Source organism: Candidatus Accumulibacter sp. ACC012 (assembly GCF_907163155.1).
Classification (GTDB): Bacteria; Pseudomonadota; Gammaproteobacteria; order Burkholderiales; family Rhodocyclaceae; genus Accumulibacter; species Accumulibacter delftensis.
On the sequence record NZ_CAJQUC010000014.1, the window covers coordinates 203,013 to 226,507 of the forward strand.

General features: G+C 63.7%; 15 protein-coding genes. 9 read left to right on the forward strand and 6 right to left on the reverse strand.

From position 1 onward, the window contains the following. The first annotated feature begins 6 nt into the window (after positions 1 to 6). Positions 7 to 1,164: a 5-(carboxyamino)imidazole ribonucleotide synthase gene (locus QZ648_RS15120; RefSeq protein WP_169068473.1), complete on the forward strand. Its 1,158-nt coding sequence runs from the start codon at positions 7 to 9 to the stop codon at positions 1,162 to 1,164. Beyond that, a complete protein-coding gene (locus QZ648_RS15125) occupies positions 1,154 to 2,200 on the forward strand; it encodes an L-threonylcarbamoyladenylate synthase (RefSeq protein ID WP_169068472.1) in 1,047 nt (348 codons plus the stop codon). Before QZ648_RS15120 ends, QZ648_RS15125 begins: the two co-directional genes overlap by 11 nt. A gap of 301 nt (positions 2,201 to 2,501) precedes the next feature. Here QZ648_RS15125 and QZ648_RS15130 read toward each other — a convergent pair whose 3' ends face one another. The 3 genes from QZ648_RS15130 to QZ648_RS15140 all read right to left on the reverse strand — a co-directional run bounded on the left by QZ648_RS15130 (position 2,502) and on the right by QZ648_RS15140 (position 10,432). After that, positions 2,502 to 6,587: a translocation/assembly module TamB domain-containing protein gene (locus tag QZ648_RS15130; RefSeq protein ID WP_291997542.1), complete on the reverse strand. Its 4,086-nt coding sequence runs from the start codon at positions 6,585 to 6,587 to the stop codon at positions 2,502 to 2,504. Beyond that, entirely contained in the window at positions 6,587 to 8,434 is a 1,848-nt protein-coding gene (locus QZ648_RS15135) for an autotransporter assembly complex family protein (protein ID WP_291997543.1), read from the reverse strand. Before QZ648_RS15135 ends, QZ648_RS15130 begins: the two co-directional genes overlap by 1 nt. Before the next feature lie 78 nt (positions 8,435 to 8,512). Then, positions 8,513 to 10,432: a pyruvate kinase gene (locus QZ648_RS15140; RefSeq protein ID WP_291997544.1), complete on the reverse strand. Its 1,920-nt coding sequence runs from the start codon at positions 10,430 to 10,432 to the stop codon at positions 8,513 to 8,515. 662 nt (positions 10,433 to 11,094) lie between these two features. On the opposite strand from QZ648_RS15140, the gene eno reads away from it, so the two are divergent. Then, complete coding sequence (gene eno / locus QZ648_RS15145) at positions 11,095 to 12,426, forward strand: phosphopyruvate hydratase (protein WP_291997602.1); 1,332 nt, start codon at positions 11,095 to 11,097, stop codon at positions 12,424 to 12,426. Between the two features lie 70 nt (positions 12,427 to 12,496). On the opposite strand, the gene arsJ is transcribed toward eno, so the two are convergent. Both arsJ and QZ648_RS15155 read right to left on the reverse strand, forming a co-directional pair. After that, positions 12,497 to 13,795 (reverse strand): organoarsenical effux MFS transporter ArsJ, encoded by a 1,299-nt coding sequence (arsJ, locus tag QZ648_RS15150; protein WP_291997545.1) that lies wholly within the window; start codon positions 13,793 to 13,795, stop codon positions 12,497 to 12,499. Positions 13,796 to 13,894: 99 nt separating this feature from the next. Then, entirely contained in the window at positions 13,895 to 14,905 is a 1,011-nt protein-coding gene (locus QZ648_RS15155) for an ArsJ-associated glyceraldehyde-3-phosphate dehydrogenase (RefSeq protein WP_291997546.1), read from the reverse strand. Positions 14,906 to 15,188: 283 nt separating this feature from the next. On the opposite strand from QZ648_RS15155, the gene QZ648_RS15160 reads away from it, so the two are divergent. The 5 genes from QZ648_RS15160 (at position 15,189) to QZ648_RS15180 (ending at position 21,186) form a co-directional block, all read left to right on the forward strand. Beyond that, entirely contained in the window at positions 15,189 to 15,512 is a 324-nt protein-coding gene (locus QZ648_RS15160; RefSeq protein WP_291982146.1) for a metalloregulator ArsR/SmtB family transcription factor, read from the forward strand. A gap of 71 nt (positions 15,513 to 15,583) precedes the next feature. Next, a complete protein-coding gene (gene arsB, locus QZ648_RS15165) occupies positions 15,584 to 16,648 on the forward strand; it encodes an ACR3 family arsenite efflux transporter (protein WP_291997603.1) in 1,065 nt (354 codons plus the stop codon). A gap of 148 nt (positions 16,649 to 16,796) precedes the next feature. Then, complete coding sequence (gene fbaA, locus QZ648_RS15170) at positions 16,797 to 17,870, forward strand: class II fructose-bisphosphate aldolase (protein WP_291997547.1); 1,074 nt, start codon at positions 16,797 to 16,799, stop codon at positions 17,868 to 17,870. Between the two features lie 207 nt (positions 17,871 to 18,077). After that, positions 18,078 to 19,784, forward strand: coding sequence for a diphosphate--fructose-6-phosphate 1-phosphotransferase (locus tag QZ648_RS15175; protein WP_291997548.1), 1,707 nt, complete (start codon positions 18,078 to 18,080; stop codon positions 19,782 to 19,784). Between the two features lie 103 nt (positions 19,785 to 19,887). Continuing rightward, the gene (locus QZ648_RS15180) at positions 19,888 to 21,186 is read left to right on the forward strand and encodes a D-amino acid dehydrogenase (RefSeq protein ID WP_291997549.1); all 1,299 of its coding nucleotides are present in this window, start codon (positions 19,888 to 19,890) and stop codon (positions 21,184 to 21,186) included. A gap of 23 nt (positions 21,187 to 21,209) precedes the next feature. Here QZ648_RS15180 and QZ648_RS15185 read toward each other — a convergent pair whose 3' ends face one another. Further along, positions 21,210 to 22,067, reverse strand: coding sequence for an amino acid ABC transporter substrate-binding protein (locus QZ648_RS15185; RefSeq protein ID WP_169068087.1), 858 nt, complete (start codon positions 22,065 to 22,067; stop codon positions 21,210 to 21,212). A gap of 83 nt (positions 22,068 to 22,150) precedes the next feature. On the opposite strand from QZ648_RS15185, the gene QZ648_RS15190 reads away from it, so the two are divergent. Further along, positions 22,151 to 23,479 carry an IS4 family transposase gene (locus QZ648_RS15190; RefSeq protein WP_291995780.1) on the forward strand — a complete coding sequence of 443 codons (1,329 nt, stop codon included), beginning with the start codon at positions 22,151 to 22,153 and terminating at the stop codon, positions 23,477 to 23,479. The last annotated feature ends 16 nt before the right edge of the window (positions 23,480 to 23,495 follow it).

Here is a 23,495-nt window from a genome sequence, read left to right on the forward strand (position 1 = left end):
AAGACGATGATTCTTCCCCCGGCTACTCTCGGCATGCTCGGTGGCGGCCAACTCGGCCGCTTCTTCGTCGCCGCCGCACACGAACTCGGCTACCCGGTCTGGGTTCTCGACCCTGACCCGCACAGTCCCGCCGGACTGATCGCCGACCGTCATCTGGTCGCCGGCTACGACGATTATCCGGTGCTCGACGAACTGGCACAGGGCTGTACGGCGATCAGCACCGAGTTCGAAAACGTCCCCGCCGGCAGCCTCGACTATCTCGCCAAATTCGTCCTCGTGCGCCCGGCGGCAGCCGCGGTCAGCGTCTGCCAGAATCGCATCGCCGAAAAAGAGTTCCTGCGCCGACACCATCTGCCGATTGCCGACTTCATCGCCGTGCACAGCGAACACGACCTGCGTGCTGCCCCGCTCAGCCTTTTCCCGGCGATCCTGAAAGTCGCTCGTTTCGGCTACGACGGCAAGGGGCAAGCCGTCGTCGCCGGTCGTGATGAGGCGATCGCCGCCTTCCAGCACTTCAAGGGCGAAACCTGCGTCCTCGAACAGAAACTCGCGCTCGGCAGCGAAATCTCGGTGGTCCTGGCGCGTGACGAAGACGGCCAGGTGAAAAGCTTTCCGAGCGCCGAGAACAGCCACCGCAAAGGCATTCTCGACGTCTCGCTGGTGCCGGCACGCCTTTCGCCGATGCTGCGCGCAGAGGCCGCCGAACTGGCTGAAAAGATCGCCGCCGGCCTCGGCTATATCGGCACCCTGGCAGTCGAATTCTTCGTTGTCGAGGACCAGCTGGTGGTCAACGAAATGGCGCCACGCCCGCACAACAGCGGCCACTACACGCTCGATGCCTGCCTGACCAGCCAGTACGAGCAGCAGGTGCGCGCCCTCTGCGGCTTGCCGCTGGGCGACCCGCGCGCGCACTCGGCGGCAGCGATGGTCAACCTGCTCGGAGACATCTGGTACGAAACCGGCCCTGCCGGCACTCGCTATCGTGAACCCGACTGGTCACGCCTGCACGCCTTTCCCGGCCTCAAGCTGCATCTCTATGGCAAGCACCACGCCAGGCACGGCCGCAAGATGGGGCACTTCACGGTGGTCGACGAGGACCCGGAGAAAGCCCGCGCCGTGGCGCTGGCGGCCCGTACGGCGATCGGGATCGTCGATGCCCCCTGAGCAGGCGGACATCGAGCGCGCCGTCGCGCTACTGCAGGCCGGCCAACTGGTCGCTTTCCCGACCGAGACGGTCTATGGGCTGGGCGCCGATGCCGCCAACCCGCCGGCGCTGGCCCGCATCTTCGCCGCCAAGGGGCGACCCGCCGAGCACCCGCTAATCGTCCATCTGGCCGGTGCCGGCTGTCTCGACCGCTGGGCGTGCGATATTCCAGCGCTGGCATGGGAGTTGGCCGAAGCTTTCTGGCCAGGTCCGCTGACCTTGATCCTCAAGCGCGCCGCGGGAGTGCCCACTGCAGTCACCGGCGGCCAGGACAGCATCGGCGTCCGCGTGCCCGCACATCCGGTCGCACTGGCTCTACTGCGCGCCTTTGCGCAGGCCGGCGGCGGCGTTGCTGGCATGTGTGGCCTGGCCGCCCCTTCTGCCAACCGCTTCGGCCGCATCAGCCCGACCGACGCCGCGCATGTGCGCGAAGAACTGGGCAACTCCGTCTCCCTGGTGCTCGACGGTGGCCGCTGCCCAGTCGGCATCGAGTCGACGATTCTCGACCTCACGCGCGATCCTGGGCTGCCGCCACGGCTGCTGCGTCCGGGACACGTCACCCCGGAGCAGATCGCGTCGGTCATCGGCATGCTGCCCGAGGTCCTCACGCAAGCGGCGGATGACGGCAGGCCGCGGGTCTCGGGTTCGCTGGCCGCACACTACGCGCCAGCGACGCCGCTGCGCCTGGTGGCCTCGACCGAGCTTGCCGAAGTCGTCGCCGAACTCCGTCAAACGGGCCGCCACAGTGCCATCCTGTGCCACAGCGAGTTCCCGGGCGTCGCGGCGACGCTTGCCGTTCGCCAGCTGGCTGCGCATCCCCGCGGCTACGCGCGCGCACTCTACGCGGCACTGCGCGAACTCGACCAAATGGCCGCCGACCTGATCGTCGTCGAAGCGGTTCCGGCGACACCCGCCTGGGCAGCAGTCGCCGATCGCCTGCGCCGGGCCGCCGTCGGCGCCGGTCAAACGACTGACTCGGCAAACAGGCATCGCTGATCCCCAGTCACCGGCCAGCGCAGCTGGCTCGACAAAGCAGGAGCGCACGGAACCAAGGCGATTCCTGTTCAAAGACAAGCGCTCCTGTTGCGGCCATCGCCTAACGGTCATGACATCTCGAGATACCCCGAATCATGAAAGTCATGACCGCTTCCCTCTCACTTGCAGTGCGCATTCCGGCTTGCACGCCGTAATCGTTCGCCGGGCAGGGAGCATGCTCCCTGAATTCCCCGCCTCACCCCAGACCCTTCTCCGGCGAGGGGAGAAGGGAGTTTCGTGAGTCGCTTGCGCGACTTTCACATTAACGACCGAAGCGGTGTTTCCAGAAGAAATCCAGCGCATTGTCGGAGCCGACGCGACCGACGACGTAAAAATTGCGCTTGAGGAAGAGAGTCAGCGTAACGACGCTTTCCGCCGTGGTCAGCGACTGCTGGTAGCCGATCAGCACATCCGAAGACAGCCGTTTGCCGACGCTGACGATCTGCCCGGTCGTCGTCGTGCTGGAACCGAAGGATCCGGTGTTGGCAATGCTGCTGGTCTGCGAACGGCCGGAGCCATCGATCGAGCCACTGCTGACCCCGAATTCGTCAATGCCCAGACCGCGCTGCAGTTTCCCCAGGGTACCGCCATCCTGGCCACCGAAAAGCGCCTGCGCCGCGGCCAGCAAGGCACCCGACCCTCCTCCTCCCCCCTCCTGATCGTTGGCCTGCCCGAGAACCAGCCACGAGAGCTTCTCGGCATCGGGCACCACGGGATCGGACACCAGCCTGATGATCGGTCGTCTGGCGGTACCGGTGACTTCGACGCCCGCTTCGACCGGCAGATTGCTACGAATGGCGCGGATGTTGAGGCCCGGATTGTCGATCAAGCCCTGGAAGTTGAGAATGCCGCGCTCGATGGCCAACTTCTGACCATAGGCATCGAAACGGCCGCCGACGGTGCGAATCGAACCATCCGCCCGCGGCATTCCCGATCCGTCCGACTCGATCTTGAGCGAGCCCGCCAGGCGGCTTTCGACGCCGGCGCCGCGAAAATGAAAGTGCCGTCCCAGGTCGGCGTCGATGTTCAAGGACAGCAGACGAGCCGCTGGCGCCACCTTGGCCTTGCCATCCCCCGCGCGGATGATCACGACATCATCGGAAAGCTGCGGTGTGCCGCTCTTGGCCAACTCCCAGTAACCCGCGTCGACCTTGAACTTGCCGAGGACGTCGAGCACTTTCTCGCCGAGGGTCAGCTTGGCATCGCCGGAAACGAGCATCCATTGATTCGCGCGCTGCGTCACACCGATACGATCGGCGCGCAGGGTGAGAAGGCCGTCGTTACTTCCCAGATGCAACTCGCCACTGGCCTCGACGCTACCGGGTTTGCCGGTCAGGGCAGCCACGTCAATGCCCGGATCGAGGGCCAGGGTGCGCGGCATCGGCTGAAAATCGCTCTCGAACACGAGTTGCTTGAGGAGCAGACGCACGTCACCCGGCTTGTCGCCGGTCAATTGCAGCAGCAGCTTGCCGCGCTCCAGACGCATGCCATGGTCCAGGGCACGCACGGCCAGGTCGTCGCCGCGCCATTCACCGCTGAGCTGAGGTTTGCCTGGCGTTCCGGCAAGCTCGACTTCGCCCGCCAGACGCCCGCCGAGTTGCCAGCCGGCTCCCAGCAAGCGGGCCGCCCAGGCCAGATCCGGAACCTTCAATTTGAGCTGACCCTGCCATGGCGCCCGCTGATTGATCAAGGTATCCGCAGAACTGGCCGCGCTCAGCTGGCCACTTAGCTCGCCGAGTTTCTTGCCGCGCAACTGGAGTTCGGCGTCGAGACGGCCGTTCCTGGCCTGCAACTCGACACGCCCCTCCTCCAGACCCAGGGGCACCGTACCAATCGTCAGGTCGCCGCTCTCCCGCCACAGGCGCAGGCTACCCGTCGGCAAGGCGCCCCGCGGCGCATCGCCTTTGCCGGCCGCACGACCGCTGCCGCGGTTACCCAGATCCCATTCGGCATTCAGACGTAGCGCCTCGCTGCTGCCCTTGGCCGCCGCGATGGCCGAGTCGTCAAACAAATCCGGAAACTCGGCGAGTGTCGCCAGCAGCGGCAGGCCGCGCAAATTCCCGGCAGTCTGCCAGCGCTGGCTCTCGTACCGCGCACGTTCGAGACGCAGCGACCAGGCTGGGCCGAGGAACTCGCCAGGACCGGCGCTGACGCGCTCCGCGGCCGCCTGCAGCGGTAACGGCCCGGCGAGACGAACGAAGGGCTTGTCCTTGTCGACCAGTGAAGACAGGCTCAGCTCGCTGAGCGTGCCGGTCCACACCATGCCGCTCGCCGGAGTCGCCAGGCCCCCGGCGAGCAACAGACGCAGATCACGCTTGCGCGGCAGAGCCATCTCGCCGCGCAAGCGGTGCGCACTGCGCACGCCGTCGGCCTCCAACAACAACTTGCCAAGCAGGGTACTGCCATCAGCCAGATCGAGTCGGGCGAGCTGCAGCTTGCCGGCCAGGACCCCGTCCTTGCCATCGCCGAGGCGGGCGCCGAGATCGAGCCCGCGAATCTCGCCAAAATCCTTGGCCGCCAGGCGCACCGAGCGCAGATCCGCCGACACTTCCGGCGCCTTGCTGCTACCGCTGAGAACGAGCGTGCCGCTGAGGTCCCCATCAACGCCAAGCGGATCGAGTTTCGGCGCCGCAATGGTCACCGTCAAGCGATCGCCACGGGCGCCGAAAGCACCTTTCGCGGCCAGTCGGTTGCCGGCGGCGTTGAGCTCGACATCGGCCTTGCGCAGCCGCTCGCCGGCGAGATCGACATCGCCTTTGCCGGTGACCGACTGACCTTGAAAACGACTGTCGTGGAGCTGAAAGCGCAGGCCGAGAACGAGCTGCGGCTGGCTGCTGCCGGTGACCTCGAGTTCGGCATTCAAACGTGCCGCGGGCAGGTCTGCAAAGCGGCTGGGGTCGAAATTCTTCAGCTTTCCCTGCACCGCAAACTTGCCGCTGTCGACCAGGCCGAGCTTGCCACTGGCAAGGAAACTCGCATCGCCGCTCTGCAGTCGCAGCCTGTCGACGACGATCTCGGTCGGCGCAATGGCGATCTTGCTGTCGACAGTGAACTGCGGATCACGCAATTCGATCTCGAGCAACTGCCGATCCGCGCTCAGGCTGGCGCGCAAGGGTCCGGCAAGCCTTGTCCGCCGCAGGCTGCCGTACAGGGCACTCGCGTCGAGTTCCGTCGCTGCCAGACGCAGCGTCAGTTCGCTGTCACGCAGCAGGCCGCTGCCGCGCAGTCGGCCGCCGCCCGACAAACGGAGATCGAGATCGGCCAGCTGCAATTCGTCGTCGCTCAGCCGCAGCCCGGCCTGCAGCGAGACGACCGGCAGGAGTTGCCGGTCGACGCCACCTGGGCGCCGATTGCTCATCGTCAGGCGCCCACCCAGGCCGTCCGACGGCTCGCCCAGAGGCCGCAAATCAACGCTCAAATCGAGCGCCGCCTGCGGCGCACCGGGGCTCCACACAGCCGGGTCGACGCCCGAAAGCTGGGCGACGAGCTCGAGGATGGGCTGCGCCCCGAAAGGATTGATCCTTGCCGTGAGCTGACCGGCGAAGCTTTCACCGGCTTTCGCGTCGACTGGCCGGCCGCTGCCGCGGATGACGAGTTCTTCGAGCGAACCGTCAGCGGTGAGATCGAAGGCCAGAGTTCGTCCCGCCGCCTCGCCCTCGATAGCGGCTTTCGCCATCAGTGCATACGGTTTGTCGGCGGCCAGAGAAAGCTCCCCGCTCACCGCCAGTCCGCTGACACTGGCGCGCAATGCGGCGACGCGATGCAGCAAGCCGTCGCTGCTCAGTGTCGCTTCGAGCGCTTCGACGACGGGCGCCACCTTGCCTTCAGGCAGTGCGTAGTCGCCAACTTCGATGCTGCCGACCCTTAGCTGCTCGATGTCGACAGGCAGCGGCAGGCGCAGGCTGTCCGGCAGCGTCGACGGCTCGTCGCTGGGCAAGCTCGCAAAGCGCAGGCTGGCCACCGCCAGGCGAGCGACCGAGAGTCGCTTCTGCAACAGCTCGGCCGGCCGCCAGTCGAACTGCAGCTCCTGCAACTGAACGTCGAGCGTCGCATCCCGCCAATGTATCGACTGCACGGTAAGCGAGCCCGCGAGCGACCCAGTTGGCGCCGTCAGCGTCAGCTGACCACCGGCAAGCTGCTCGAGGCCTCGGCAGCTGAGACGAAAACCAGCCTCGCTGCCAAGCAGCCAGGCAAGTGCGGCGAGTAGCGCCAAAAGGGCGGCAAGCGGCGCCAGCCACAGCCAGCGGCGCGACTTTCGCAGCGGCGGCGGTGGCTGTGGCGGTGCTGGCGTTGACGATGGGGCGGAGCACTCGTCGCTGCCGCGCTCGGGCGGCTCAAGCGTGCTCATCAAAACGGCACCGCCAGCGAAAAATCGAGGCGCAGCTTGCCTTCGCGCTGGCCGTATGCGAGGTCCACGCCAAGCGGTCCAAGCGGGCTCTTCCAGCGCGCGCCAAGACCGTACCCCACGGCCAGATCGAAAGCGTCGCGACTGTCCTGGGCGTCGCCGGCGTCGACAAAGCCCGCGGCACCCCAGGACGGCGTGATCCAGTGCGTGTATTCAGCACTCATGGTCGTCAGATAACGCCCACCGACAACCGCCGAGCCGTCGGGCACGCCGAGGCTTTGATAGGCGTAACCGCGCACCGAGTTGCTGCCACCGGTGCGAAAGAGAAAATCCTGCGGAATGCCAGTGCTTGATGGGGCAAAAGTCACGCCCAGCTCGGCGCGCAGCAGCAGGCCATCGCTGGCGCCAAGAGGCACCCCCTGCGCATAGCGCAGATAGGTGCGCAGGAAGTCCTGATCGGAAAGCAGCTGCTTGCTGCCGCCGCCGACCTGGAACTGCAGCGCAATCCCCTCTGCCGGGTTCAGCGGATCCGGCGCGTGCCGCCAGGTCCAGCCAGCCTGCGCGGTCAAGGCCTGGTTGGTCGTTGTCGGCGAACCCTTCGGAGTCTGCTTTTCTTCCAGCCAGTTCAGCGCCAGGCGCTGCTCGACGCTACCGCGCTTCTGAACGCGCGTGGCACCCACCGAGTAGCCCTCGAGCGCCAGGTCTTCGATGTCGGATTTCTGGAAAGCGATGCCGACACCATCGCGACGCCGGCGCTGGTCGGGGGGAAGGAAGACGTCGGCGTACGCCGTCTGGCGCAGTTGCTCGATGCGCACCCCGCTTTGCAATTCCCAGGCACGACCAAAGAGATCGTTGTTGCGATAGCTGGCTTCAACGCGCGCGCCAGTGTTGGTGCTGTAGCCGGCGCCCAGCGACACCTGATAAGGCGCACTCTCGCGGACATGCACCACTACCGGCGCACTCACCCGCCCATCATCACCCACGGGCGAACCACCGCCTACCGCGCTGCGCTCAAGGGCAACGGTCACTGAGCCGAAGAAGGGCGTGTCCTGCAGAGCAGTCTGCAAAGCCAGTAGCCGATCCTCACGATAGGGCTCCCCGGGTTGAACGCGATGGTTGTAGCGCTCGACCAGCGCCGCCGAGTAGCGCTTCAGGCCACTGATCTTCAGCTCGCCAAAACTGTAGGGCGGGCCGGCAGCAAGGACGACGCGCAGCTCAACCCGACGCGCCTCGGGGTCGACTCGGGCAGAACTGTCCTGTAGGCGAGCCCCCGCAAAGTCCACCGACAGCAGCTCGGCGAGCAGCGATTGCTTGGCGTCGTCCCAGTCAGCTTGCCGAAACGGCTGGCCGCTTTTCAGTTTCCAGCTCTTGGTCAAGGTCTCGCGCCGTGCCACGTCGACTTCGCCAAGGATTTCGATGTGCACACTGTCGACCGTCGAGCGCGGCCCGGGATCGACTTCGATGAGCAGCTTTCCGTCACCCTCCCTGACCACCACCTGCGGCGAGAAATAGCCTTCGGTCGCCAACAGCGGCGGCACTTCGCGCTGCATGCGGCGCTCGAAAGCCGCCTGCTCCGGCGCATCGGCCACCTCGCCGAGCTCCAGGAAGTTGGTCAGCAATTGGTGCACCTCTTCCGGTGCCTGCAATTGCGGCACAGCGGCGGCCGCTGGCAGGGCGAGCAGCAGCGCTGCCAGAGCGACGAACTTGTACATGGACAGGTAGTGGAGCGGGTGTGGAAAACGGGACAAGGAATGGCGGATAGCGTAACGTTGATGTGGCGGACGCGCCAGGCGCGAGATTCGCGACGCCAGCAGGCGTGCCTGAAGCGCTTCCTGCAGACCGCATAGCATAGACGCTTTGGCATCGATTTTGGCAAGATCTGCAAGACAAGCACAGAAGTAGCATAGCCGCCAGCCAGCACAGCCCGCTCATCCTTGGCAGCTTTCAGGCCTCTCCAGGCGCGCCACATCCGCGCTCGATGCGATGTCCGAGATGCTCAAGCGACGCAACATGGTCGTCTTCTTCTCATGGTGAGCTTCCATCCGCATCAAGACACCGCGCAGGAAGTGAAGCGTTTGCATGATGTAGGGTCCCTTGTTGAGCATTACGCATTCAGCGCGAACCCCCATTGCCGCATCGGTGACTTCCGCACGCGACGGCGTGCCTCCCTTGGCCAGCGATTCGAGTATCTGCGTTGCCCAGATCACCGGGATATGCGCGGCCTCGCAAATCCAGAGAATCTCCTCCTGCACCTCCGACAGCCGTTCAAATCCGACCTCGACACCGAGATCGCCACGGGCCACCATGACCGCGGCTGATTGGTGGCGCATGACCGCCAGCAACAGGCTTGGCAAACGGCTGAAAGCCTTCTTCGTCTCGATCTTCAGCACGATGCCCAGATGGGAAGCATCGAGGCGATCAAGGGCGCCAATCAGATCTTCGATATCCTGCGGGCGCTGCACGAACGACAGGGCGACCATGTCGGCGTGGCGAGCAACGAAGGCAAGGTCTTCCCTGTCGACCGCGCCAAGCGCCGGCATGTCGATCTCGGTATCCGGCAGGTTGATTCCCTTCTCGGCACGCAGTTTGGCGACACCTCCTGCGGCATGGGTGATCGCGACGGCGAAGCGGTCAGGCAGCACTTTCCCGATCTTTCCGGCGATCTTGCCATCGTCGAAGAAGATTCGCTCTCCTTCACGAACGCTGACGAAGGCCTCGTCGAGCGAGCAGGCAATACGCGCGCGCTCAACAAGATTGCCAGCGTCATCGAATACAGCATTCCGTCCGAGCACCTCGCCTTTGACCACATCGAGCATGTCTCCTGGTTTCAGCAACACGGCTTGCGGCATGGGTGGCAAGACGCCGACCCGGGCTTTGCCAATCCGCTTCGTCTTTCGACGCAGCTTGAGGTGGGTGCCTTCGCTGACATACGCAGTGCGCACCCCCTGGCACAGACAGGCATCCGCGGAAACACCGATGACTTCGAGTCTCCGGGCACGCCCCCGTGCATCCTGCAGCTCGATGTAATCGCCTTCTCTGACCTTGCCCAGCAGGTCCCCTCGAAGCGGGACGCCGTCCCCTTCAGACGAGGCTTCACTGGCTTCCTTGACGAAGCGGACGAGCGCCGGCCCGATCGTCTGACCGAAGGCATTCCTCTGCGGCCGCCACTTGACGACGCCCTCGGTCGGCTCCACCGGGTCGGTTCGTAACTTGGGCCCGGCCAGGTCGCAACACACATTGCACGAACGCCCAAGCGCCTTTTCCGCACGCCGCAATTGCTCGACCATGCCTCCCCAGACCTCGGCACTGTCATGGGCACAATTGATGCGCATGATGTCCATGCCTTGTGCCAGCAGGTTGCTGATGAACGACGGGTCGGCAGCGGCTTCGCTGGGCATGGTGACCATGATCCGTGTCTTGCGATCGTCTGGCAGCGGCCCCAGGATCTCCTTCGCGTGCCTGGCCAGAACCTGATCGCCTTCCTGGAACAGGATCCTTGGCGCGACCTTGACGCGATCGGGAACAGGGTTCCTGCCGAGTCGGCGTAGCACATCCGCGACACTGTCGAGCGAGGCCATGACGTGCGCCTCCGTGCGGCCCAGAGAACTCAGACCCAGACGACCCAGTTCGCGCTGCAAAATACGGATATCGACTCGCCGCACGGCCAGGTAGTGCGCCAGGTTGCGCGCGCTCGCCCTGAATCCCGGCGACACGATACGCAAGCTCGCGTCCAGTTCGTCTTCAATGGCCATCGCGTCTTCGCGAAGCCGCTCGATGGCCAGCGCCACCCGCCGCACGAGGATGTCGCGCGATGACACGTCCCCTGTTTCTTCTTGCTCACTTGCCATGCAGGCTTTCCCCAATCGACTCGAAATGATGTGCCCAAAGGCGGGATTGTTGGCTAACAAGGTTGCGGTTGTATGACGCCAAACGACGAACGCTGGTCAGATCGATGCGCCAGTGATCATCGTCGAACTCATGCAGGAGCAACATGGCCGTAGCAACGAGAAATGGCTGACCTCGCCAAGCGGCGGTCGCTACAGCGCCCAAGCCTCAAGCTCCGGGAGGCACGACGCTCGGAATCGCGGGGGACGAAGGCGAGACTGACGCGGACGGAACCATTACGGATGGCTCGGGCAAGACACGTCTGATGCCTTCTGCATTCCGATTTCCGGGTCGAACGTTCCATCCAACCCTGCCGACAGTCCTCCGGCGACAGACCGTGGAATCGACGTTCAGCACAATTTCCTTCGCGGAACAGGTGCGATCACGACGTCACGCTGGCCTGACAACGGGGCTACGCTCGGCGAACGTCCAGTTCCCGCCTGATCGCCCGAATTTAGCGCTGACGGCCATTGCACCATGCGAGCTGAATTGGGTATGATCGTACGGATAAGTTTGTGCAGGCGTTTCTACCAAATCACTCCCACGGAGCCCAATTATGGCAAAAGCAGAAAAAGTAAAGAAATCGAAGAAATCGAAAGACGTTGCAGATACCGTACAAGCCGAAATGACGGCTGTCGTCACCCCGGATTTCGTCAAGATCAGCAAGGTTGTCGGGCGGCAGATCCTCGATTCACGGGGCAACCCGACCGTTGAAGTCGACATCACACTTGACAATGGCTATATGGCTCGTGCAGCCGTCCCGTCCGGTGCATCAACCGGCGAATTCGAAGCCTGCGAACTGCGCGACGGCGACAAGAAGATCTACCTTGGCAAAGGTGTCCTGAAAGCCGTTGCCGCGGTCAACGGCCCGCTCGCAAAACTGCTCAAGGGCAAGAACCCGCTTGATCAGCGCGCACTCGACGAGGCGATGATCGCCCTCGACGGCACGGCCAACAAGTCGAGCCTCGGCGCCAACGCCCTTCTCGGCGCTTCGATGGCCATCACCATGGCCGGCGCCAACGTCAGCGGGATGCCGCTCTGGAAGTACATTGGCAAGATTCACCGCAACCGTGATTTCTGCCTGCCGACGCCGATGGCCAACATCATCAATGGTGGCAAGCACGCCGACAACCTGATCGACTTCCAGGAATTCATGATCATGCCGGTCGGCGCACCGAGTTTCTCGGAAGGCCTGCGCTGGATCACCGAGATCTTCCACGCTCTGAAGAGCATCCTGAAGAAAGGCGGCCATGTCACCGCGGTCGGCGACGAAGGCGGCTTCGCGCCCAACCTGACCAACGACCAGTCGCTCGAAGTGATCATGGAAGCAATCGTTGCCGCCGGCTACAAGCCTGGCAAGCAGATCGGCATTGCGCTTGACTGTGCTTCTTCCGAGCTCTTCGACGAAGGTGACCGCAAGGGCTACAAGTTCTGGAAGTCGAACCCGGACAAGCTGTTCACTGACGACGAGATGATCCAGGTGTACAGCGACTGGTGCAAGAAGTACCCGATCGTGTCCATCGAAGACGGTCTTGACCAGAGCGACTGGGACGGCTACGTCAAGCTGACCAAGGAACTTGGCGAAACAGTGCAGATCGTCGGCGACGACTTCTTCGTCACCAATCCGGTTCGCCTCAAGCAAGGCATCGACATGAAGGCGGCGAACGCCATCCTGATCAAGGTCAACCAGATCGGTACCGTCACCGAGACGCTCGACGCCATCAAGATGGCGCAGAAGGCTGGCTACGGCGTAATCTCCTCGCACCGCTCGGGCGAGACCGAAGACGCCTTCATTGCCGACCTCGCCGTCGGCACTGGCGCCGGCCAGATCAAGACCGGTTCGCTGTCGCGTACCGACCGCATCTGCAAGTACAACCAGCTGCTGCGTATCGAAGAGCAACTGGGCAGCAAGGCCGTTTACAAAGGCCTGAAGTCGATCAAGGGCGCCGGCTTCTAAGCCGGGTTTGCAGCCACAAAAAAAGGCATCGCCAGGCGATGCCTTTTTTTTTTACGCGGCACGCGGAGAATTATTCGCCCGCATCGCCGAGCTTGATCGGCTTGCTGCGCGGACCCATTTGACGCGGCAGCAGCAAGGACAGCAGGCCGGCCACGAGGACAAATGCCGAGGACGCCCACAGGCAGGCAACCAGCCCGTTGCTCGCTCCGCTTTGCAGCCCCCACTGATAGAGGGCCCCCGAGAGGACGGTGCCGGCCAGGCGACCGGCAGCATTGGCCATGTAGTAGAAACCGACGCTCATCGCCACTTTGTCACTGTCGGTGTAGGCCAGGATCAGGTAAGAGTGAACCGCCGAGTTGAGCGCAAAGACGGCACCAAAGATGATCAGGCCGGCGACAACGACAATCGTTGGCGCCACCCCGGCGCTCAAGGCCAAGGCAATACCGGCGGGCAAGGCGGCGAGAATGAAGGCGAGGATCGTCGCCGTCCGCCCGTCGGGCTCGTGTTGTTCCTGAACACGGCTGCGCAACAGACGCGGCGTCGCCGCCTGCACGATGCCGTAGCCGATGACCCACACCGCCAGGAAGCCACCCGACTGCCAGAAGGTCCAGCCGAGCACGCTCGAAAGGAACACCGGCAGGCCGACGACGAACCACACGTCGCGAGCGCCGAAGAGGAAGATGCGCGCCGCGGCGAGTTTGTTGACCGCGGCGTTGCGCGAGAACATCTGGCCGAATTTTGCTTTCCTGTTGGCCTGACCAAGACCACCACGCATCAGGACGGCGGCAACGAGCAGCGTGACGCCGACCAGCACGACCAGCAGCTTGAGCGCCGTCTGGAAATCGAGCACCGTCAGCAACAGACCACCGACGAAGAAACCGACCCCCTTCAAGGCGTTCTTCGAGCCGGTCAGGATCGCCACCCAGCGGTACAGGGTCGCCGACGAATCCTCGGGGACAATCAGCTTGACGGCGCTCTTCGAGCTCATCTTGGTCATGTCCTTGGCGATCCCGCTCAAGGCCTGCGAGGCCATCACCCAGGCGACGACCAGCCAGGCCTCGGGCGCAAAGGCGAGCATCGACAGCGCGACGAGTTGCGTGCCGAGACCGATGAACAGCGTCGTCTTGAGCCCGAAGCGGGCACCGATATAGCCGCCGAAGAGGTTGGTCAGGATGCCGAAGACTTCATAGAAAATGAACAGCGAAGCAACGGCCAGCGGCGTGTAGCCGAGATTGTAGAAATAGAACAGGACCAGCATGCGCGTCGCGCCGTCGGTGACCGTATCGGCCCAGTAGGCGCCAGTCACCAGCACGTAGTTGCGCAGGCCGGCACGCGACGCCTCACTCCTGCTTGCAGATGGATTGTTCACTGCTCCCCTCCTGTCAACTGCCGATGGGTTGCCGTCGGCGTCCGACGGACGCCGACTCGCTCCCCTGCAGCGCTGCGAAAACCAAGTAAGGGCACGGACCTAGAGCGACCGCGCCAGCTTGCGCGCCAACTCGGCGTAGCGATTGGCATAGCCCCACTCGTTGTCATACCAGGCGTAAATCTTGAGCATCGTGCCGTTGACCACCAGCGTATGCGCGGCGTCGACGATCGACGAACGCGGATCGCCCAGATAGTCCATGGATACCAGTGGTCGCTCCTCGTAACCGAGGATTCCCTGCAGCGAACCCTCGGCAGCCGCCTTGAACAAGCCGTTGACCTCGGCGGCCGTTGTCGGCCGCTGCATTTCGAAGACGCAATCGGTCAGCGAAGCGTTGAGCAGCGGCACGCGCACCGCATGGCCGTCGAGCTTGCCCTGCAGCTCCGGAAAGATCAGCGCGATCGCCGTCGCCGACCCGGTCGTCGTCGGGATCAGCGACAGACTACCGGCACGGGCGCGGCGCAAGTCCTTGTGCATCTGGTCGTGCACCACCTGTGTGTTGGTCGAGCTGTGGATGGTGGTGATCATGCCGTGGGCGATACCTATCGCCTCGTGGACGACCTTGACCACCGGCGCCAGGCAGTTGGTGGTGCACGACGCGGCGGTGACGATCCGGTCGCGCGCCGGATCGTAGAGATGGTCGTTGATGCCCATGACGATGTTCAGCACGCCGCCATCCTTGACCGGCGCGGCGACGGCCACCTTCCTGACTCCGGCGTCGAGATAGGGGGTCAGCTGATCGACGCTGCGCCACTTGCCGCTGGCTTCGAGAACGATATCGACGCCGACGTCGCTCCAGGGCCCGCCGGCAACGTCCTTGGCGCTGCTGTAGCTGATCGACTTCCCGTCCACCAGAATGCGTCCGTCGCGCACCTCGATGTCGCGCCGCCAACGGCCCTGTACCGAATCGAATTCGAGCAGGTGCGCCGCCGACTCGACCGGGCCGTTCGCCTCGTTGATATGCACGAACTCCAGCTCCGGGAAATCCCAGGCCGCGCGCAGCGCCAGCCGGCCCATGCGTCCGAAACCGTTGATGCCAACCTTGATAGCCATTTTTAGTTCCTCCGAGTGGTGACCTGGTGCGTGCTGCCTGGCCGGAACGTAGCGAGTCGGCGAGGCTAACGCGGCCAACGCCGCAAGCAGCAGTGCCCTGCGGCACGTTTCCATAATGCTAGAATCTTCGAAATATGTAAAGCCGCCCATCGTTGCGGCTGTCGCCAAGGCCGGGGGTAGAGCATGTCGGACCACGGCCGTGCGGACCGGGCGCTGAACATGAGCGGCGAATCGCCGGGCAAACGCTTTGCGGCAGCGCCAGTATTTCGGTATTGTTGGAACCATGAACAATACCAATGCCGTCACCGCGCTTGCCGCGCTGGCGCAGGAAAGCCGTCTCGCCGTCTTCCGCTTGCTGGTCCAGAATGCCCCTGCCGGCCTGACCGTGGGGCTGATTGCCGAGCAACTGGAGCTGCCCGCGCCGACGCTGTCCTTCCACTTGAAGACGTTGACCCACGCCGGCCTGGTGAGTACCGTACAGGAAGGCCGCTTCGTTCGCTGCCACGCCGACATGCGTCGCATCGACGCCCTGATCGGCTTTCTGACCGACAACTGCTGCGGCGGCCATCCGGAGATCTGCAAGCCGGCGGCGCAGGGAGAACGGTAGATGCCGTTTCCGGAAGCTTGCCGATCGCCGACCGCTGCACCGCCGCCTGGCTGCGTGCGCGCGCATTGGCGATGGCCGGGCCAATGAGTTTCTTCGAGCGCTGGCTGACGCTTTGGGTGTTCCTGTGCATCATTACCGGAACGATCATTGGCGTCGCCGCTCCCGAACTGGCGCAGACCGTCGGCCGCCTGCAGATCGCGCAGGTCAACCTCCCGGTCGGGCTCCTGATCTGGGTGATGATCATCCCGATGCTGATGAAGGTCGACTTCGCCGCGCTGCATCAGCTGCGCAGCCAGAAGAACAGCATCGGCATCACGCTGTTTGTGAACTGGGCGGTCAAGCCGTTCTCCATGGCGCTGCTCGGCTGGATATTCATCCGCCACGTTTTCGCGCCTTTCCTGCCCGCAGCGCAGGTCGACAGCTACATCGCCGGCCTGATCCTGCTTGGCGCCGCGCCGTGCACGGCGATGGTTTTCGTGTGGAGCAATCTGTGCCGTGGCGATGCCAATTTCACGCTCACGCAAGTGGCGCTGAACGATCTGGTGATGGTCTTCGCCTTCGCGCCGATCGTCGCCCTGCTGCTTGGCGTTTCGGCAATTCCCGTGCCATGGGAAACGCTGTTCCTGTCGGTGGTGACCTACATTGTGCTGCCGCTGGCAATCGCCCAATTTGTCCGCCAGCGTCTGCGCCGACATGGCGAGGCACTTTTCCAGCGCGCGCTTAGCCGCATCGGCCCGTTCTCGATCATCGCCCTGCTGGCCACGCTGGTGCTGCTTTTTGCCTTCCAGGGCCAGGCGATCAGCGAGCAGCCGCTGATCATCGCCATGCTTGCCGTGCCCATTCTCCTGCAGGGCTTGCTGATTGCCGCCCTTGGCTACTGGCTGAACCGGAAATTCTGCGTGGCGCATGCCGTTGCTGGCCCATCGACAATGATAGGAGCATCAAACTTCTTCGAGCTGGCGGTAGCCGTGGCAATTGCCCTGTATGGCTTCGATTCCGGTGCTGCACTGGCCACTGTCGTCGGCGTCCTGATCGAGGTCCCGGTGATGCTCTGGCTGGTGCATCTGGTGAATCGCAGCAAGCCTTGGTACGAAGCCGGCCTGCGCCCGCGCGAGCCGCTTCGCGAATCGCACTGAGCAAGGACCAGCACCCGCAAGGCCTGGGCAGACGGCGCTTGACGAGTCGCTGTGCGAACGAGATACTTCCAGTGAACCGGTCAACTACACTGGCCGTGCTCCCCTCGCTTCTGAACCCTTTCGATCAACCGAATCTGGATAAGAACTCATGAATGCCAAAAACATCAAACCGGGTGTTGCCACCGGCGACCAATTGCAAGCGATCTTCGAACTGGCCAAGGAAAAGCAGTTCGCTCTTCCAGCGGTGAACGTCATCAACAACAGCACCGTCAACGCAGTCATGGAAACCGCCGCCGAGCTCAACGCACCGGCGATCATCCAGCTGTCCAACGGTGGCGCGCAGTTCTACGCCGGCAAGGGCCTCGACAATGCCGGTCAGCGCGCCTGCATCGCCGGTGGCGTCTCCGCCGCCACGCACATCCATCAGATCGCCGAGCTCTATGGCGCAACCGTGGTCATGCATACCGACCATGCCGCCAAGAAACTCCTGCCCTGGATCGACGGCCTGCTCGACGCCGGTGAGCAGTACTTCAAGGCCAATGGCAAACCGCTGTACAGCTCGCACATGCTTGACCTCTCGGAAGAGCCGATCAACGAAAACATCGACATCTGCAGGCGCTACCTCGAGCGCATGAGCAAGATGGGAATGACCCTCGAAATCGAACTTGGCGTCACCGGCGGTGAAGAAGACGGCGTCGACAACACCAACGTCGACAGCTCCAAGCTGTACACCCAGCCCGAAGACGTGGCGCTGGCTTACGAAGAGCTGTCCAAGGTCAGCGATCGGTTCACCATCGCTGCCGCGTTCGGCAACGTGCATGGCGTCTACAAGCCGGGCAACGTCAAACTGCAGCCGATCATCCTGAAGAACTCCCAGGAATTCGTGCAGAAGAAATTCGGCACCAAGGCGCACCCGGTGAGCTTCGTCTTCCATGGCGGATCGGGTTCGACCCTCGAGGAAATCCGCGAAGCGATCTCCTACGGCGTCGTCAAGATGAACATCGACACCGACCTGCAGTGGGCGTTCTGGGACGGCGTGATGGGCTTCTACAAGAAGAACGAAGGCTATCTGCAAGGCCAGATCGGCAACCCCGAAGGCGACAGCAAGCCGAACAAGAAGTACTACGATCCGCGCGCCTGGCTGCGCAAGGGTGAAGACGCTTTCCGCGCCCGCCTGACGCAGGCCTTCAAGGACCTGAACAACGTCGGTACCCTGGCATAAGCAAGCGCTGAGGACGCCGAAACGGGCTGGCCCAGGAATCTTGTTCCGGGCTGGCCCTTTTTCGTGTTGGTCGAGAGCGCTGCCAGGCTGTTGAAAACACGCAGCCAGCGAGCCGCCGCGGGATTGGCAAGCCTTCCCGAGCGCTGACCCGGCCGGCCCGCCGCCGGTACTCCGACAATACACTTCCCGCAAACCGAGGACCCAAGCATGAGCACTCTGGCAGAACAGCTAATCAACACCGAAGCGCACAAGTCGATTTTCGAATCCGCAGTACGCCAACTTCCCCTTCCCGTCTGTGCCGCCTTCGGCTCGTCCGACAAGCCGCAGCCGGTCAGCTTCAGCAGCACCGATCGTGTCCTGAGCACCAAGGACAGCGACGCCGTCGCCAAGCAGTTTCCGAAAACGGTCGCCGCTTCGGGCAACGTCGTGCTCACCTCCGCGGGCAGCCGGACCACCAGCATCAAGGGCAAGCGCGTCGCCGTCCTCTTCTCGGGCGGTCCTGCCGCCGGTGGCCACAACGTCGTTTGCGGCCTGAAGCGCGTTCTCGGCGCCGGCAACACGCTGCTCGGCGTCAAGGCCGGCCCGAAGGGCCTGCTCGAAGGCTCGCTGTTCGAAATCAGCGATGCCGATGTTGACTTCGTCCTCAACACCGGTGGCTTCAACTTCCTCGGTTCGGACCGCACCAAGATCAAGAGCGACGCCCAGTTCGCACAGGTTCGCGAAACCTGCATCAAGCACAATCTCGACGCCATCGTCGTCGTTGGCGGCGACGATTCGAACACCAACGCCGCCGTGCTGGCGGAGTCGCTTTTTCGCGGCGTCAAGGCCGACGGCTCGGGCGTGCAGGTCATCGGCGTGCCCAAGACCATCGATGGCGACCTGCAACTCGGCGACCTGCTGGCCATCTCGTTCGGTTTCGATACCGCCACGCGGATCTACAGCGAAATGGTCGGCAACATCCTCCAGGACACCAGTTCTTCGCTGAAATACTGGCACTTCGTCAAGCTGATGGGCCGCTCCGCATCGCACGTGGCGCTCGAAGTCGCACTGCAGACCAAGCCGGCCATCACCATCATTTCCGAGGAAGTGTCGAGCCGGAAGATGTCGCTGGCCAGCATCATCGACAGCATCGCCAAGATCGTCGTCGAGCGCTCGCACAAGGGAATGAACTACGGTGTACTGCTGGCCCCGGAAGGACTGATCGAGTTCATCCCCGAAATGAACGCCATGATCGCCGAACTCAACGATGTTCTGGCGCATGAAGCGACGGCTTTCGCCGCCCTCGCCGACGACGCCAAGGCGGCTTTCGTCGAAAGCAAACTGAGCGCCGACAACGCGAAGTTGCTGGCCTCGCTGCCGCACTACATCGTCGCCATGCTGCTCGCCGAGCGTGACTCGCACGGCAACCTGCAGGTCTCGCTGATCCCCACCGAGCAGCTCCTCATCGACATGACCAAGGCGCGCGTCAAGGAACTCGACGCCAAGGTGCCGTTTGCCGCGCACAGCCACTTCCTCGGCTACGAAGGTCGTTGCGGCGCACCGACCCTGTTCGACGCGGCGTACACCTACAATCTCGGCCTCACCGCCGGCTCGCTGATCCTCGACGGCCACAGCGGCTACATGGCGACGATCACCGGACTGACCAGCGGCGGAGTTCCCCAGGCGATCCCGCTCGCCGGCCTGCTCAACATCGAGCGCCGGCACGGTCAGGACGAGTTCGTGATCGAGAAGGCGCTGGTCAGGATGGACTCGCCGGCGATGACGTTCTTTGCCTCCCGACGTGACGAGTGGGCCGCCAGTGACCTGTTCACCTCGCCCGGCCCACGCCAGTTCTGGGGCCCGACGACGCATCAGCAACCGATCAGCGTCGCCCTCAACTCGGGGTCGAAGTCGCTGATGTTCAAGATCGGCTGACCGCGCGCCCGCCTGCTGCAAACCGGGGCCATCGGCTGACGATGGCCCTTCTTCTTTTTCCATCACCGCTTGTCATGGCCCCGCCACCGGCCAGGGAGAAAGAATGAAAGTGATCGTTCTCGGTGCCGGCGTCGTCGGCATCGCCACCGCCTACTACCTGGCGCGTGACGGCCATCAGGTCAGCCTGGTCGACCGCAACCAGGGCGCCGCGCTGGAAGCCAGTTACGCCAACGGCGGCCAGCTGAGCTACAGCTACGTAGCACCACTGGCGGACCCGGCGGTGTGGCCGAAACTCGTCCCGTGGCTGCTCTCGCCAAGCTCGCCAGTACGTTTTCGGCCGCAACTCGACGCCCGGCAATGGCGCTGGTGCCTGCAGTTTCTCGCCGCCTGCCGCAGTTTGCGCAGCGCCGAAACGACCCGCCACCTGCTCCGGCTCGGGCACGCCAGCCGTCGCCTGATGCACCAATTGCTCGCTGACGATCCGGCGCTCGACTTCGCCCACGCCAACAGCGGCAAGCTGGTCGTCTATCGCGACGCGGCAGCGCTGGAGAGCGCGCGCCGCCAGGTCGATTTCCAGCAACGCCTGGTGCGCGACGACGACTATCGCCAGGAGGTGCTCGACAGCGCGGCGTGCATGGCCATCGAACCGGCGCTCGACCGCCTGCGCGGAGAGATCGTCGGCGGCGTGCACACGGCGAGCGAAGACACGGCGGATTGCTATCGCTTCAGCGTCGATCTACTGGACAGGATTCGTGCCGCCTCGCCGGAGAACCGCTGCTTCTTCGCCACGTCCATCAACGGACTGAGCGTCCGCCAGGGCGAAGTCGTCGGCGTGGAAACCAGCGCCGGACGGCTGGAAGCCGACGCCTACGTCCTCGCCGCCGGCTGCGACAGCGAGCGCCTGGCGCGCCGGGCGGGCTTGTCGCTGCCCATCTACCCGCTCAAGGGCTATAGCCTGACGGCGCCGATCAGCGACCCGAAGGCGGCACCGACGCTGAGCGTCACCGACTTCCAGCGCAAGATTGTCTACGCCCGCCTCGCGGGTCGATTGCGCGTGGCCGGCATCGCCGACATCGGCGGCTACGACTGTTCGATCGCCCCGCGGCGGCTGGCGACGCTGCTCGGCGAAGCGCGCGGCGCCTTCCCTGGCGCGGCCAATTACGAGCAGGCCGAGGCCTGGGCCGGTCTGCGCCCGGCGACACCGAGCGGACGGCCGATCCTCGGCCACAGCCCGTACCGCAAGCTGTGGCTGAATGTCGGCCACGGCGCACTCGGCTTCACGCTGTCGCTGGCCAGCGGCCGTGCACTCGCCGACCTGATCGGCGGCCAGTCGCCCTTCGTCGCACTCGACGGCTTCACCTTGCCCGGCGGGCCGGGCAAGGCAGGCGCAAGCGCGTGCTGAGTGCTTGCGCCCGGCCGGACGATCTACTCGGGCAGAGCATTGAGAAGGACCATCACCTTCAGCACTTCGCCCGGGTTGCCAAGCGGCCCGAACCATTTCTGGAGGACGGGGCCGATTTCGCCAGTGCGATACAACTGTGCCAGCGAGCGATCGACGGCCAGGCGCATGTCCGAATCGCGGCGCATCATCAGACCGTAGGGCTCGTAGGTAAACTGATTATCACCGATGGAGTATTCCGTACCGCCGCCACCGAGCAGCGCCGTGGTGATCAATACCGTGCGATCCGCGGCATAGGCGGTCGCCTTCTTGCTCTTCAGGGCCGCCAAGGCTTCCTTATGGTCCTTGACCTTGAGCACCTGCAGTCCCAGATTCTTGTCGGCGGCGAGTAGGTCCATTGCTTTTTCGGTCGTCGTTCCGGCGACGACGACAATACGCTGCCCCTTGACATCCTCTAGCGACTTCGGATTTCCATCGCGGAGAAAGAGCATGCTGGCGCCATCGACAAAAGTCGTCAGGCTGAAGTCAAAGTCCGCGCGGCGCCCTATCGTCTGGGTCGTGTTGCCGCATTCGATATCGATATCACCATTCTTCACCGCGTCGAAGCGGTTTTCTGCACTCACCGCCACCCACTCCACTTTCAGATCCGGAATACTCAACTGCTTGGCAATGTCATCAGCCACGCGCAGGCACAGATCGACGCTGTAGCCCATTGCCTTCTTGTCGTCGCCAACGAAGGAGAACGGTGGCGAGTTCTCCCGGTGGCCGAGCTTGATGGTCGACGTTTCCTTGATTCTGTCCAGAGTGGATTGATCAGCCGCTGCCGGGGTGGCAAGAAAACATGAAGCTGCGACAGCGCCAGCGACGAGAGTGCGAAATATCATTTTCAGTCCTTGGTTAGAAGCATAGCCTTATACACAACTTTAGGTTTCGTCTGTAAGCTGTCGTTTTTCCTTGAGAAGGCATCATGGCGAGGTGGGCTGAGGAGGAACTGAATGGAATCAACCTGGGTGATCGCCGTCGGGACAAACGAGCGATCGCGTTGCTGGATACGCTTTCTGCGAGACCGACGGCGAGTATCCCGGGGGCGTGTTCGGACTGGTCGGAGACGATGGCGGCTTACCGCTTCTTCGGCAACGATGACATTACCTGGGAGGCGATCCTCACGCCCCATTGGTCTTGCTCCCGAAGACGGATCGCGCAGCACAAAGTGGTGCTGATGCTGCAGGACACCACCGAACTGGACTTCAACGGGCAGAGCATCTCTGGCTTGGGGCCGCTGAGCTACGAAGCTCAGCGGGGCCTGTACGTGCATCCGACGTATGCGGTCAGCGTCGATCGCGAGCCGTTGGGCGTTCTGGATGCTTGGATGTGGGCGCGCGAACCGAAGGACGCCGACGGCCGGCGCCCGGGGATCAAAGAGAGTACGCGCTGGATCGAGGGCTATGAACGGGTCGCCGAACTGGCGACGGAGTTGCCAACGACCCGGCTGGTCTACGTGGCCGACCGCGAGTCGGACATGATCGAATTGATGGCTCGGGCCAGCGAAATGGGCCAGCCAGCTGACTGGCTGCTGCGTGCTCAGCACGATCGAGCGCTGCCCGACGGTCAGAAGCTGTGGCAGACGGTGACGTCCGACGAAGCGCTCGGGGGAATCGCCTTCACGATGCCCGCGAGGCAGGGCCAAAAGGCACGTCCGGTACGTCAGCAGCTTTGGGCGCGTGTCGTCGATCTTCCTCATGGCAAGAACCAGACAATCCGGGCCACCTGTGTGGTGGCCAAGGAGATCGATCCACCGGCCGGCAGTCGCCCGGTCGAGTGGCGCTTGCTGACCAATCGCCCCGCCGAGACGCTCGAACAGGTGACGGAACTGATTGACTGGTATCGCGCACGCTGGGAAATCGAGATCCTCTTCCACATCCTCAAGAACGGCTGCCGCATTGAGGCTCTGCAACTGGGAACCATCGCTGGTCTGCAACGTGCCATCGCACTCTACCTCATGGTCTCCTGGCGGATTGCTGTGCTGATGCGATTCGGCCGAACCTGCCCCGAATTGCCCGCCGACTTGTTCTTCCACGAAGATGAATGGCATGCCGCCTACCTCCTTCACAAGAAGAAACCACCCGCTGACCTCCCAACTCTCAACCAGGTCCTGAGATTGGTCGCCATGCTCGGCGGCTTCCTTGCACGCAAAGGCGACGGAGAACCGGGCGTCAAAACCATCTGGCTCGGTTTGCAGCGTGTCATGGATTGCGCTATCGGCCTCCAGTTCATGCGTCAGGCAGATCCTGGGTAAGTTGTGTATAAGGCTA

What these genes read in the sequence shown, in the direction of transcription:
- QZ648_RS15125 (WP_169068472.1), top strand. Translation starts at nt 1,154, where the DNA reads ATGCCCCCTGAGCAGGCGGACATCGAGCGCGCCGTCGCGCTACTGCAG.
- QZ648_RS15190 (WP_291995780.1), top strand. Translation starts at nt 22,151, where the DNA reads ATGGCGAGGTGGGCTGAGGAGGAACTGAATGGAATCAACCTGGGTGAT.
- QZ648_RS15135 (WP_291997543.1), bottom strand. Translation starts at nt 8,434, where the DNA reads ATGCTATGCGGTCTGCAGGAAGCGCTTCAGGCACGCCTGCTGGCGTCG.
- QZ648_RS15160 (WP_291982146.1), top strand. Translation starts at nt 15,189, where the DNA reads ATGAACAATACCAATGCCGTCACCGCGCTTGCCGCGCTGGCGCAGGAA.
- fbaA (WP_291997547.1), top strand. Translation starts at nt 16,797, where the DNA reads ATGAATGCCAAAAACATCAAACCGGGTGTTGCCACCGGCGACCAATTG.
- arsB (WP_291997603.1), top strand. Translation starts at nt 15,584, where the DNA reads ATGGCCGGGCCAATGAGTTTCTTCGAGCGCTGGCTGACGCTTTGGGTG.
- QZ648_RS15180 (WP_291997549.1), top strand. Translation starts at nt 19,888, where the DNA reads ATGAAAGTGATCGTTCTCGGTGCCGGCGTCGTCGGCATCGCCACCGCC.
- QZ648_RS15140 (WP_291997544.1), bottom strand. Translation starts at nt 10,432, where the DNA reads ATGGCAAGTGAGCAAGAAGAAACAGGGGACGTGTCATCGCGCGACATC.
- QZ648_RS15175 (WP_291997548.1), top strand. Translation starts at nt 18,078, where the DNA reads ATGAGCACTCTGGCAGAACAGCTAATCAACACCGAAGCGCACAAGTCG.
- QZ648_RS15155 (WP_291997546.1), bottom strand. Translation starts at nt 14,905, where the DNA reads ATGGCTATCAAGGTTGGCATCAACGGTTTCGGACGCATGGGCCGGCTG.
- QZ648_RS15130 (WP_291997542.1), bottom strand. Translation starts at nt 6,587, where the DNA reads ATGAGCACGCTTGAGCCGCCCGAGCGCGGCAGCGACGAGTGCTCCGCC.
- QZ648_RS15120 (WP_169068473.1), top strand. Translation starts at nt 7, where the DNA reads ATGATTCTTCCCCCGGCTACTCTCGGCATGCTCGGTGGCGGCCAACTC.
- QZ648_RS15185 (WP_169068087.1), bottom strand. Translation starts at nt 22,067, where the DNA reads ATGATATTTCGCACTCTCGTCGCTGGCGCTGTCGCAGCTTCATGTTTT.
- eno (WP_291997602.1), top strand. Translation starts at nt 11,095, where the DNA reads ATGACGGCTGTCGTCACCCCGGATTTCGTCAAGATCAGCAAGGTTGTC.